General features: G+C 62.1%; 11 protein-coding genes. 3 read left to right on the forward strand and 8 right to left on the reverse strand.

What is annotated here, in order from left to right:
• Window position 1: 1 nt before the first annotated feature.
• The 4 genes from MSIL_RS18230 to MSIL_RS18245 form a co-directional block, all read right to left on the reverse strand.
• Window positions 2-1,018, reverse strand: a complete 1,017-nt coding sequence (locus MSIL_RS18230) for an FAD binding domain-containing protein (RefSeq protein ID WP_012592543.1) — start codon at window positions 1,016-1,018, stop codon at window positions 2-4.
• Complete coding sequence (locus MSIL_RS18235) at window positions 1,015-1,554, reverse strand: (2Fe-2S)-binding protein (protein WP_012592544.1); 540 nt, start codon at window positions 1,552-1,554, stop codon at window positions 1,015-1,017. Before MSIL_RS18235 ends, MSIL_RS18230 begins: the two co-directional genes overlap by 4 nt.
• Before the next feature lie 188 nt (window positions 1,555-1,742).
• Window positions 1,743-3,695: a hybrid sensor histidine kinase/response regulator gene (locus tag MSIL_RS18240; RefSeq protein ID WP_012592545.1), complete on the reverse strand. Its 1,953-nt coding sequence runs from the start codon at window positions 3,693-3,695 to the stop codon at window positions 1,743-1,745.
• 119 nt (window positions 3,696-3,814) lie between these two features.
• Window positions 3,815-4,831, reverse strand: coding sequence for a YihY/virulence factor BrkB family protein (locus MSIL_RS18245; protein WP_148213144.1), 1,017 nt, complete (start codon window positions 4,829-4,831; stop codon window positions 3,815-3,817).
• Between the two features lie 652 nt (window positions 4,832-5,483).
• On the opposite strand from MSIL_RS18245, the gene MSIL_RS18255 reads away from it, so the two are divergent.
• From MSIL_RS18255 to MSIL_RS20975, 3 genes are read left to right on the forward strand one after another with little or no spacing between them, the layout of a single operon-like run.
• A complete protein-coding gene (locus tag MSIL_RS18255; RefSeq protein WP_012592547.1) occupies window positions 5,484-6,641 on the forward strand; it encodes an acyl-CoA dehydrogenase family protein in 1,158 nt (385 codons plus the stop codon).
• Entirely contained in the window at window positions 6,641-7,381 is a 741-nt protein-coding gene (locus MSIL_RS18260) for a PIG-L deacetylase family protein (protein ID WP_012592548.1), read from the forward strand. The genes MSIL_RS18255 and MSIL_RS18260 overlap by 1 nt, the downstream gene beginning before the upstream one ends.
• Entirely contained in the window at window positions 7,378-7,956 is a 579-nt protein-coding gene (locus MSIL_RS20975; protein WP_012592549.1) for a class I SAM-dependent DNA methyltransferase, read from the forward strand. The genes MSIL_RS18260 and MSIL_RS20975 overlap by 4 nt, the downstream gene beginning before the upstream one ends.
• Here the strand turns inward: MSIL_RS20975 and MSIL_RS18270 are convergent.
• The 4 genes from MSIL_RS18270 to MSIL_RS22110 form a co-directional block, all read right to left on the reverse strand.
• Entirely contained in the window at window positions 7,862-9,118 is a 1,257-nt protein-coding gene (locus tag MSIL_RS18270; protein WP_012592550.1) for a glycosyltransferase family 2 protein, read from the reverse strand. The genes MSIL_RS20975 and MSIL_RS18270 overlap by 95 nt on opposite strands.
• Before the next feature lie 105 nt (window positions 9,119-9,223).
• Complete coding sequence (locus tag MSIL_RS18275) at window positions 9,224-11,308, reverse strand: catalase (protein WP_012592551.1); 2,085 nt, start codon at window positions 11,306-11,308, stop codon at window positions 9,224-9,226.
• A gap of 375 nt (window positions 11,309-11,683) precedes the next feature.
• Window positions 11,684-11,917, reverse strand: a complete 234-nt coding sequence (locus tag MSIL_RS22105; RefSeq protein WP_148213146.1) for a hypothetical protein — start codon at window positions 11,915-11,917, stop codon at window positions 11,684-11,686.
• Window positions 11,918-12,359: 442 nt separating this feature from the next.
• Entirely contained in the window at window positions 12,360-12,773 is a 414-nt protein-coding gene (locus MSIL_RS22110; RefSeq protein ID WP_341871995.1) for an Arm DNA-binding domain-containing protein, read from the reverse strand.
• Between the last annotated feature and the right edge of the window lie 25 nt (window positions 12,774-12,798).

Here is a 12,798-nt window from a genome sequence, read left to right on the forward strand (position 1 = left end):
CCTAATTCACGCTCTTGACGTTCTGCGACTGCGGCGTTTCGCCAGCGGCCTGCGCCAGCGCGCGTACAATCGCCCGCCGCGCCAACTCAATCTTGAAAGCGTTATCCTTGTAGCCGCGAGCCGCTTCGAGTAGGTGGTCCGCAGCGCGCCCAAACGACTCTGCCGACGCCGGAGCTCCTTCAAGCAGTTGCTCCGCCGATCTGTCGCGCCACGGCTTATGGGCCACCCCGCCAAGGGCAAGTCGCGCGCTCGCGACGCGCCCGCCCTCAAGCTCAAGCGCGGCGGCGACCGACACGAGGGCAAACGCATAGGAGAGGCGGTCGCGTAGTTTCAGATAGGTGCAGTTCCGGCCAAAGCGTGGCGGCGGCAGTTCAATCCCGGTGACAATTTCGCCATGAGCCAGCGTGTTGTCGATGTCCGGTCGATCGCCTGGCAGCCGGTGAAAAGCGTCGAAGGCGATGGAACGTTCGCCGTCCGGACCCGTGACATGCACAATCGCCTCGAGCGCCGTCAGCGCCACGCACATGTCGGACGGATGTGTCGCGATGCAATGCTCGCTCGCGCCTAGAATGGCGTGGATGCGATTGACCCCCGTGATGGCGGGACATCCAGTCCCCGGCTCCCGCTTGTTGCATGGTGTCGCCGCATCATAAAAGTAATAACAGCGCGTGCGCTGGAGCAGATTGCCGCCGACCGTTGCGGCGTTGCGCAATTGCGCCGAGGCGCCCGAAAGCAGAGCGCTCGCCAGCAAAGGGTAGCCGGCCTCAATGCGAGAATCGAAAGCAAGCTCCGCGTTGCCAACCAGCGCGCCGATTCTCAATCCGCCCGCAGGCGTCTCTTCGACGCCGCGAAGCGGCAGACGGGTGATGTCGACCAGCAGGCCCGGCTGCTCGACGTCATATTTCATTAGATCGAGCAGATTGGTGCCGCCGGCGATGAACCGCGCCGCGGGGTCGGCGGCCACGGCGCGCACCGCTTCATCGACGCTCTCGGCGCGAAGATAGGAAAATCGGTTCATTCCGCCGCCTCCGCCGCGTGGGTCGAAACATCCCTCGACGCCGGCGTCAAAACATCCTTGATCGCAGCGACGATGTTCGGATAGGCGCCGCAACGGCAGAGATTGCCGCTCATCGCCTCGCGGATCTCTTCATCGCTGTGGGCGCGGCCTTCCGCGATCATCCCGGCCGCCGAACAGATCTGTCCGGGCGTGCAATAGCCGCACTGGAAGGCGTCGCGCGCGATGAAGGACTGTTGCAGCGGATGCGGCCGGCCGGGCGCGCCAAGCCCCTCGATGGTTGTGATCTCGGCGCCATCCTGCATCACTGAGAGCGCCAGGCAGGAATTGATTCTCTTGCCGCCAATCAAAACCGTGCAGGCGCCGCATTGGCCGTGATCGCAGCCTTTTTTCGTGCCGGTCAGGCCCAGCGTTTCGCGCAGCAGATCAACGAGGAAGACCCATGGCTCGATCCTGAGCTCATGGACCGTTCCGTTGATTGTAAGGCGTGTGGTGCGTGTGGCCGTCGCAGGGGCGACGGACTCGGCGCGTGAATGCATAAGGCGACTCCGGGCGTTCCGGTCGGGACGGGCGGCCAACGAACTTCTTGCGGAGTCGTTCCATCGCCTCAAACCGCGTTCCAGCCGCTTAAAGACCTCACGTCCTATTGGCGGGATTTGTTTCTCGCGCGAGGCAGGCGTCGCTCGGCTGGGCGCTCGCACGCAGCGCCGGCCCTCGAAAAATCGCGTTAAGGCTCCCGCCTTTGGCCACGCGTCCCAATCACCCTTGAGATGGCGCGCGCGAGCTGCATTTGACCGAATGGCTTTGCAAGCCGTAGCAGATCCTCCGCCGTTCCTGGCGGAAACTCGGCGTAGCCGGTCGCCAAGATCACAGGCAAATCTCGCCGCTCTTCGCGAATTGCGTCGGTGAGTTGCGTGCCTGTCATGAACGGCATGGCCTGATCCGTTATGAGAAGATCGACCGTTTTCTCGCATCTCAAAACGTTAAGGGCTTGCTCAGCGCTCAGCGCGGTAAAGACCTTGTGCCCAAGATCCTCCAACATCGCAGCGGTATTCGTCAGAACAAGATGATCATCATCGACGGCCAACACCGTTAGCGGATGAGTGACCGGGCAACTCTCTGAAGGCGTAAGTTTGGCGAGCGAAGGCTGCAACGCCGTTGTCGCAGCAGGCAGCCAAATCTCTGCCGTCGTGCCGGCGCCTTTCTGGCTCTTCAAAATCAGGCGCCCGCCCGACTGCTCGGCGACGCCGTGAACCATCGGCAATCCCAGACCCGTGCCCTTGCCGACCCCCTTGGTTGTGAAAAACGGTTCTTTTGCTCGATCCAGCGTCGCTTGATCCATGCCTTCGCCCGTATCCTGGACCGACAGACAAATATAGCGGCCCGGGGCGAGGCCCACGGCGGCTTGCTCGACGATCGCTTCCTGTCGGGCAGCAATGATGATCGCGCCCCCGTTCGGCATCGCATCCCGCGCGTTTACGACGAGGTTGAGCAGCGCCAGCTCCAACTGATTGGCGTCCGCCTGAACAGGCTCGAGCGCCAGCGGAAATCGCACCTCGATCGGCGCAGAGGGGCCAATGGAGCGCTGGAGAAGATCCGTCATTCCACGCACGAGCGCCAATACGTCCACCGGCTCGAGCTCCAGCTCTTGGCGCCGCGCAAAAGCGAGCATGCGCTGTGTCAGCGATGTGCCACGCTGGGCCGCCAAGATTGCATTATCGATCAGGGACGCGATTTTCGGATCGGCGGGAAGACGCTTCTGAACGAGCTCGAGACTACCCAAGATCGCCATCAGGAGATTGTTGAAGTCGTGCGCCACGCCGCCCGTAAGCTGCCCTATGGCGTCCAATTTCTGTGACTGGAACAACGCCTCCCGCGCCAGTTCCAACGCGCGCTGGGCGTCGCGCCGCTCCGTGATATCGCGCGTAATTTTAGCAAAACCCAGCACGGCGCCGCTTTCGTCGCGGATGGCGTCCATGACGACATTGGCCCAAAAACGGCTGCCGTCCTTTCGGACCCGCCATCCCTCCTTTTCGAATCGTCCCTCTCGGTATGCTGTTTCAAGCGCGCGCCGCGGCTCGCCCGTAGCGAGATCTTCCTGTGTATAGAAGCGCGAGAAATGTTCGCCTATGATTTCGTCCGGCAGATAGCCCTTTATCCGTTGTGCGCCCTGATTCCAGGTGGCCACGCGCCCATCCAGATCGAGCATGTAGATTGAATAGTCCGTCACGCCGTGAACGAGCAGCTTAAACATATGCTCGGTGCGCCGAAGCGCCGCCTCCGCGGCGCGCCGTTCCGTGAGATCGCGCGTGACTTTGGCGAATCCCACAAGTTTTCCCGACTGACGGATGGGATCGATGACGACATGCGCCCAGAAGCGCGAACCGTCCTTTTTCAGACGCCAACCCTCGGCTTCAAATTTCCCTTCCCTGGCCGAAGTCTCGAGCGCTCTGGCGGGCAATCCAGCCTTGCGGTCTTCCTCGGTATAAAACGTCGAGAAATGCCGCCCGAGAATTTCGGATTCTTCGTACCCTTTGAACCGCCGCGCGCCCGTGTTCCAGCTTGTGACGACGCCATCACGATCAAGCATATAGATCGCATAGTCGGTTACGGCGTCGAGCAGGAGTCGGAACCGCCCCTCTTCGGCCTCCGATCCGCTCAATCGCTCGTCCTGGTTCATAACGGTCCCACTATTCGATCCTGGCCTGAAAATAACCGGATCCGCCAGAGTTCCGGATCGCGTCGTAGATTCTGCGGGCCTTGAGCAAGAGGCGATTTTCCAAGTTCGGCGGCCGAGGGTCAATCCGGCGTTGTCTTCCGCCCAGCCTGGCGCTCGATTTGCGAATTTAGCTCGCCGCCGACAAGCACGACGGTGATCGAAATCCATATCCACGTCATGAAGCCAATCGCCGCGCCGAGCGACCCGTAAGTCGCATTGTAACTGCCGAAATTTGCGACGTACCACGAGAACAGGATCGACGCGACGAGCCAGAGAGCTGAGGCGGCGGCGCTGCCCCAGGTGATCCATCGCCATGACGGCGCAGGATTGCGGCTGGGGCCGTAGCGATAAAGAATTGCGAGCGCCAGCACCAAGCTGAAAAACAGCAGCGGCCAACGCGCAAGAGACAGGATCGCCGCGCCGCTACGCTCGAGTCCGACGTAATCAAGAATGATCGGCACCAACACGATCGCGCCAAGCGCAGCGAGCGCAAAAAGAAGAGCGCCAAAGGTAAAGGCGAGCGACCACGCATTGAGCCGAATGAAGCTGCGATTTTCCTGTTCCTCATAGACGACATTCATCGCCTCGAAGAGTCCCTTCATGCCCGCGTTTGCGCTCCAGATCGAGACCGCCAGTCCGAAAAGAAAGACCGCGCTCAATGTGCTCTGGCCGCTTGTTGCGATGCGCGTCGCCTCGTCGCGAAGAAGGTCGAGGCCGCCGGCTGGAAGCAGCCCTACAAGAAGGTCGATCTGCGCTCCGACGCCGCTACGATCGGCGAAAAAGCCGTATAATGAAACCAGCGCTGACACAGCCGGAAATATCGCGAGGAGGAGATAAAAGGTTACGCCCGCGGCGACGAGAAGAATCCGGTCCGTGTTGAAACCGCGCCATGTGCGCTGCAAGACGCCCTTCCAGCCTTCCGCCGGGATTTCGCCGGGATGCGTGACCGGCGTTGGTTCAACCGAAGGGGAGTCGGGCAGAGCCCTGCGGTGCAATGGAGAGGGGGTAGCTGATAGCGCCAGCGCGGCGTTTGGCCTGCGCCGATCGGCGATCGCGACAACAGCGATCCCAAGCGCCACGATGAGCGCGCTTTGCATTTGCCGGTCGGGCCACCAGCGAGACGGGGCGCCTTCAAACGTGGATCCGCTGCGTCTAAACCCCACGTTTTCCTCTCCCTAACCAATTCGGACAAATAGCGTAGCGAAGCTTCTATCCAGGTTCGCAATCGAGAGCTGCGCCTTTGAGCGCTTTATTTGCTGCCAGGCTCTCGATGCTCGCTTGCGCCCTGGGTCCCGTTCGATGAATCGCTTGCAGCGGGGTGGGTGGTCCACTGCTTTTCCATCTCGTCCTTTTTCGTTCCTGCCGTCGTCGTCGAATTCCCTGACGCAGGCAGAGCAGCCGCGTTACCCGCCGCGCCTCCGGGATTTTGCGCGAAGGCGACAGGAGAAACGAAAAGAACCGTCAAACATATGATTGCGCAAAGTCTCATCTGCGATCCCTTTAGCCTGCGACGTTCGCGCCCTGAACCAACTCTGGTGAAAAAAGTTCGCTGCCGCCGTTTCGTTATTGTCGATTCGACTTGCGTTGCGGAACCCCCGCGGCGTTCGGCAATTGGCCAAACGGCGCAGCCGAAGGAGCTCGCTTCGGCCCGCGTCATGACCGCGAGCGATGAATGTCCGGCGCGATGATCGCCGCTACGGGCGGCGGGCTGATCAACTGAGAAGCGATTGCGATCGTAAGGCTGTATTATTGACCCAATTGCACGATGATCTCGCCTCTGCTTCTTCCCGGCGGGCGGCGGCTGTCGCCGCGGCACGGCTTATCGCCGCCAGCGCGCGACGCACGCAGCAGGAGCTTGACGTCGACGGCGCATTTCCGGCGGCCGAGGTTCGCGCCTTGGCCGAACATGGTCTGCTTGCGGCGCCCTTGCCAGTGCGATGGGGCGGCGCCGGCCTGCTTGAGCGGGACGGAAGCAAGGCGCTCGCCCTCGTTCTTTCCGCGATCGGCGCCGGGAGCCTTCCGCTCGGACGATTGTATGAGGGCCACGTCAACGCAATAGGGCTGATTCTCGCCTACGGCCGCATCGAGCAACAGGAGATGTTTGCCGCAAAATCGCGCGAGGGCCATCTCTTCGCGGTGTGGAACACACAACGGGAGCCGGGCGTGCGTCTCGCGGCGCAAGGCGCGGGCTGGCGGCTTCAGGGCGCTAAAATCTTCGCATCCGGCGCCGGGTTCGTTCGCTATCCGCTGATCACCGCCAGGACCGAGGCGGGCGACCTTTTGATGGTGATCCCCGACGCCGCCAACGCCCGCGTCGATCTCTCGCAATGGCGCGCGCATGGCATGCGCGCCTCGGCCTCTGGCGCTGTCGATTTCTCGGATCTCGGGGTCGGCGATGACTCAATCATCGGCGGTCCCGATGATTTCCACCGCCAGCCGATGTTTTCGACGGGCGCATGGCGTTTCGCCGCGGTCCAATATGGCGCCGTCGCGTCCCTTTTCGATCTCGCGCGCGCTCATCTCGTCAAGGCGGACAGGGCTGGAGACCCGCATCAGCTGGCGCGATTGGGCGCGGCCGCAATCGCGGTCGAAACGGCAAGGCTCTGGGTTTTTGAAGCGGCTACCCGGTCGCACGGTTCTGGCGATCCGGCGGCCAGCGTCGCTTATGTCAACCTCGCCCGGCTCGCCGTCGAACGCGCCGGTCTTGAGGCGCTCGAACTTGCGCACCGTTCGGTGGGTCTCGCCGCATTCTTGCGGCCGCACCCGATTGAGCGTTTAAGCCGCGATCTTGCGACCTATTTGCGCCAGCCTGCGCCCGACGAAGCGCTCTGCGAGGCCGCGAACTTTCTCGTTACATCGCCGCGACCGATTGCGGAGATATGGGAAAATGAGGACGCCCCGGACTGATGCGCGCGAAAGATTTCTTTGAGGCTGCTCAAGGCCTGCCGATCGCGCCGCTAGATCACATCGTCGGGCCCGGCGGCGTCATCGTCGTCGCGCCGCATCCCGATGATGAATCGCTCGGTTGCGGCGGCTTGATCGCGCTGGCGCAAGCGCAGGGGCGCGCCGTCGTCGTTATCATCGTCAGCGACGGTTGCGGCTCGCATCCGAATTCGCGATCTCATCCGCCGGAACGATTGCGCGCGCTTCGCCAGGAAGAAACCCGTGAGGCGGCGACCGCGCTCGGCCTCGAATCATCGAGCGTTTTGTTTCTGGGGCTGCCGGACCGCTCTGTGCCGCAGGACGGCGCGGCGGCGGAAGAGGCGGCGGACGCGATCGCGGATGTCGCCCGCAACATTGACGCTTCCGCCATTCTTGCAACCTGGGCGCATGATCCGCATTGCGACCATCAGGCGGCCTGGCGCATCGCGGCCATGGCGCATCGCCGTCTCCAGACCGATCGAGCGCTGCTCGCCTATCCGATCTGGGGCTGGAGCCTGCCGCCGGACGCTGAGGTTGGCGCGGCGCCGGAGGGGTGGCGGCTCGCCATCGACGACGTGCTGGCGCTAAAGCAACGCGCGATCGCGGCGCATCGCTCGCAGGTGACAGACATCGTCGAGAATGATCCGCCCGTGTTGATCCTCCCCGAATCGGCGCTGGAGCCTTTCAAACGGACCTATGAGATTTTCCTTAGAGGAAGCCCATGAGGCGAACCCGGATTGAGCCAAGCTATTTTGACAAGCTCTACGCTGAAGCCCGGGATCCGTGGCGATTTGAATCAAGCGCCTACGAGCTGGCGAAATATGAAGCGACGCTCGAGGCGTTGCCCATTCCAATATATCCGTCGGCGCTCGAAGTCGGATGTTCGATTGGCGTTTTCACCGAGCGCCTCGCCAGGCGATGCGGGCGCCTGCTGGCGATCGATTGCGCGGAGCAGGCGCTCGACTCCGCGCGTCAGCGCTGCGCCAATTTGCCAAATGTGGAATTCGCGCAGATCGCCGCGCCTGAGCAGTGGCCTGCTGGGTCGTTCGATCTCGTCGTCCTATCGGAGGTCGTTTATTACTTCGCCCCCGCGATGCTCGACTTGCTTGTTCAGCGGGTCAAGGCGTCAATCAGGCCGGGCGGCCACATCATCCTCGTTCACTGGCTGGGTGACACGGATTATCCGCTCAGCGGCGATGACGCCGTCACTGCGTTTCTTGTCGCGGCTCAAGACTTTGCTTCGCTTCGTCTGCAACAGCGCCAGATAGAATATCGATTGGACCTCCTTCAAGCGCGTTGACGGAAAGGCGCCTGATCACCCCAAGCGCAAGCCGAGCAAGCATAATTTGCAGCGGCAATTCGTGGGGACGCATGCTGCGGCGCCGCAGCGAAGGGCTCAAGGATTCGGCCAACTCCCAGAAGCGGCTGAACGGAGTGAGTCGCGCCACGCCACACGCGGCGACAGCGTCGATTTTCAAATATTGCGTCCAGCTTTCGTTTTTTGTCAGTTCGCCTGCGGCGTGGAGCCGGCGAAGTCTGCCGCGCCAAAAGCCGCGGACGATGGCCCGTAAGACTGGCTCGAGATAGGGGTCGCATTCGGCGTCGGGATGCGCGGTCCTGAAACATAGCGCGTCGGCGACGCCGCCGTTGGCGCGACCGACAAGTCGGCCGGAGGTCACGACCACGACTGCCGGCTCGTGGCGGAGCTTTAGTTCACGCGTTTCGATGAGCGACGCGAGCGCGCGGTCTTCGCCGGACGGGATCGCGGGCAATCCGCCAGTGCTGCGATAGGCGGAGAGTGAGAGCGCAAAGCTGGCCCCCGGCTCGGCGGCATGGCGCCGCCACGGATCATGCGGACGCGGATCGAGCCGCGCAAAGATTTCCGTCAGCAGATCCTCGTAGCTCGCTTCAAGCGCGCCGCGCGCGCGGAGTTCGTCGCAGAGCCTCGCCTCGTCCGCGGCGTCAAGTTCGATGCGGCCGGCGACCGCGTCGGCTCCCCGCGCAAAGGCGCGCAGGTTTTCGGCGATCCAATCCGACGCGGGTCGGCTATCAGCGTCCGTCGTCAAAAGATATGCCGCGCCAGCTTCGGTCTCCTCAAGCCATCCCGCTGCAAGATCCATGGCGATGCGGCGCGCCCCGCCAGCGTGGTTGACGTTTGCCGATAGAACCGCGTCATAAATTCGGATCGGAAAGCCAAGCCGTGGAGCCAGCGCAGCGGCGATTTCAAAAGTCTCGTCCGACGATCCGTTGACGAAGAGGAGGACGCCGAACGATTCGTCGAGCGCGGGTCCATCCGGCGTCGAGCGTTGCTCTGCGAGAGAGCGAAGACAATTGCCAATTCGATCCGCCTCATTGCGTGCGGGGATCGCGACGACGATCCGCGGCGGCGTTCGTTGAGCTGACGCGTGGTAGCGGCGCTCGATCCATCGCAATTCGGCCGGACTCTCTACCATCGCGTTCATGTCTTCTCCAGGCGGCGCGGCGCAAAGCGCGAATAACCGCAAGACAACTCGCGCCGCGTTTGGAAGGGACGCCGCGGCCAGAACGGAGCATTTGGGAAGGACATCTCAGGCCAGAGTGCGGACGCTGGCCTCGCGATCCCAGAAGCGTTTTGCGGCCGCTTTGACAAAGGCGTTATCGAGACCCGTCACGCCCTCATCCGGTTTAACGCCCGCCTTCTTCAAAAGCGGCTGGGCTCCCTCGCTCGCGCCGATCGCTTTGAGATGTCCAAAAGCGTCCATGACGAACTGGACCGCGGCGGCCTCCTTAAGCAGCATCTCGCAGCCCTTGTCGGACAAGGCGAGAGCCACGGCGTCGAAGATGACGGACGGCGCGCCTGCGAGCTGCGCATCGGCCTTCAGAACGGAGCCATCCTCCAGCGTCGCTCCCCCCACCTTTGGCGCGACAATGACGGCGCGCCCGCCTGCCTTTTCGATCGCGCTCCGTAGCTTGTCGATGGATCTGCCGTCCGATCCGTCGGCGATCAGAATGCCGACGGATCGGCCCTTCAGCGTATGGATCTCCAGCGGTCCGCGAATGATGCGAAGCGCCGGCGACAATTCGAGATCCTGTATTGGCGCCGCCGCTGAGGCTTCCGGACAGGGCATATTGAGGCCTCCCGCCGCGCGGCGGGCCAGCGCGGGATCGACATTGACCAGGTTGGACAGCATGCGCGTGCGGATTGCCTCGTTTGAAACCTTAGACAGCTCAAACACGATCGCTGAGGCAAGATGCGCTTGCTCGGCGGGATCGAGCGAGCGGAAGAACAATCGCGCTTGGCTATAGTGATCGGCAAAACTCGCAGGCCGGATACGCAACTTCTCCCCGCCTTCGGGAGAAGGGAAGCTGGTGAAACCGGTCATCGGACACTCGCGCGGACCGCCAATTTCCCCGGCGTCCGCAAGGCTGTTTGGCTCATAATTGGCGCGGCCCTTCGGCACATTCATTTGCATTTGACCATCGCGCTGGAAATTCATCACCGGACATTTTGGCGCGTTGATTGGCAGCTGGTGGAAATTCGCCGTGCCAAGCCGACTCTTTTGCGTGTCGAGATAGCTGAACAGGCGGCCCTGCAACAGCGGATCATTGGTGAAGTCAACGCCCGGCACAATGTTGGCCGGGCAAAAGGCGACCTGCTCCGTCTCGGCGAAGAAATTGTCCGGATAACGGTCAAGAACCATGCGCCCGATAAGGCGAACGGGAAGAATCTCCTCCGGAATGATCTTTGTGGCGTCAAGAACATCAAAGGGAAGCGAATCCGCAAACTTCTGGTCGAAAGCCTGAACGCCAAGCTCCCATTCAGGAAATTCGCCGCGCTGGATCGCCTCAAAAAGGTCGCGCCGCTGAAAATCCGGATCGGCTCCGGCGATCTTTACCGCCTCGTCCCAGACGGTCGATTGCAGGCCTTGCTTCGGCTTCCAGTGGAATTTCACGAAGGTCGATTTTCCCTCTGCGTTGACGAAGCGGAAGGTGTGAATCCCGAAGCCTTCCATGGTTCGCAGCGATCGCGGAATGGTCCGGTCCGACATCGCCCACATGATCATATGGGTCGATTCAGGCATCAAGCTGATAAAGTCCCAGAAGGTGTCATGCGCCGTCGCAGCCTGCGGAAAGCCGCGATCAGCCTCCATCTTGGCCGCGTGGATGAGGTCTGGGAATTTGATCGCGTCCTGGATGAAGAAAACCGGGATGTTGTTGCCGACAAGATCCCAATTTCCTTCCTTGGTGTAGAATTTGACGGCGAAGCCGCGGACGTCCCGCGGCGTGTCCACAGAACCGGCGCCGCCCGCTACGGTCGAGAAGCGCGTAAAGACAGGCGTGCGCTCGCCGGCGCGCTGAAACAGATCAGCCTTGGTCAAGTCAGACAGCGAATCATAGGTCTCGAAGAAGCCATGCGCGGCCGTGCCCCGGGCGTGAACGATGCGCTCCGGAATTCGCTCATGATCGAAGTGAAAGATTTTTTCGCGAAGCACGAAATCTTCGAGCTGGACCGGACCCCGCGCGCCGATTTTGAGCTGATTCTGATTATCGGAAATCCGAATGCCCTGATTGGTGGTCAAATGCCCCTCAGAACCATGCGGGCCGCCGGTAGGAACCTGCTGGTGAACCTCGCCGCCCTCCCCTAGTCCTTCCTCATACTCAATCTCGGCCATAACCCTGCTCCGTTCGAAACGCGCGGATCAACTGAGGCAGCGGCCAATAGTTCCTGCGTGACCACGGATGCGCGTCTTCGGCTTGATCATCCCGCCAAGGCGCGCTAACTGCACGAGGTCCGCCCTGGCGGCGCGCATGCCGATTGGTCGTATGTTCTGTCTAAAGCGCGGCGATGCAAGTGGGCGGCATGGGCGCGCACATCAGCCCTGCGACAGGTTGGCGACTTTCGACGTGCAATAGGCGGCTCACGCTTTCATCAACGCCGCTTCTCCAGCGTCGCCGCGCAGGTAGCCGCGTTCGGTCGCGTCTCCCACAACATAAGCCAGCGCGGCCTCGGCGATCTCGCGCCGAACATCAGTCGCTTCCGACCGACCTCAGAAGCTGGACCGGAAGCCATGCACGGTGGCGTCCTGCTTCTGGCGGCATAGGAGAATCTCCATCGCCATATTGCTAAGCGGCTTGCCGGCGCGCTGGCCAGGAAAGACGTAAGCGCCAGCGTCGTTTGCATCGGAGCGTTTCGCCGCCGTCGCCGCCAGAACCGCCATGGCCGTGTGGAAGAGCGGGACGCGATGCCCACGCCCCGCCTTTATGCTGCAGGCTGGCACCATCCAAACCTTCGCCTTGAGGTCGATCTCCCCTAAGTCGCGCCTAACGTCTCGCTGTATGCGCGGCTGTCAAGATTGCGAGCTCCAAAGCTCTTGCGCGATCGCCGGGAGGGCGCGCAAATGCCCGAAGAAAGCTGGAATGCCTAGATATGGCATAGCCTTTTGATCGCCGCGCTGGAGTTTCTGGCGCTGTGGCAAGAGTGTGCTGAGATGGCCCCGCCAGCGGGCTGGGTTTCTTCCAACCGCAGGCCTTTGGCTGTGGCCGCGTCAAACCCTTTCGATGCGGCCCCGCAGGCGTGACGCCGTTTGATTCTTTTCCAGCCAAATAGGCTTCGGCATCGCAGGAACGGCATCGATATCGAGGTCGGCTAGTTTTTCGTCGCGAATGGTTGAGCAATAGCGTGGCCCGAACGTCTGCTTCCATTGGTTCCCTTGATGCTCTCTATCAGCTTGTCGGCGAATGCGCCGAAGGTCGGGGCCGCATCGGTTTCTTTCCGAGCTGGATGGGCGGCATGTCAGCTTCGATAGGGTCTCGGCTGTCGGCGAAGACGCGTCGAGCTTCCTCCGCCTTCTCTCTCGCTTCAGCGAGGCCCACGTCCGGCGCTGCGCCCATTCCCATCTCCCGCCGTTTCCCGTCCTGCCGGAGAAGGAAGAGCCATGAATTCGAGCCTGTGGGTCGGATCTGAAGACAGAGGCCGCCGCCATCGGCGTGACGCCCCGGCTCCTTGAGGCTTGCGACGGCCCGAGCCGTCAGCTCAGTTAAGGCTTCCCATTGGAGCGCGGGACTTGGGGAAGAACCAGGAAGAAAGGCACTTTCTCGATCGACGCCTGGCGCCGAAAGCTCGGCCGCAAGCCGGATCGAGTGCGCCTTGGCTCACGACGAC

Source organism: Methylocella silvestris BL2 (assembly GCF_000021745.1).
GTDB lineage: Bacteria > Pseudomonadota > Alphaproteobacteria > Rhizobiales > Beijerinckiaceae > Methylocapsa > Methylocapsa silvestris.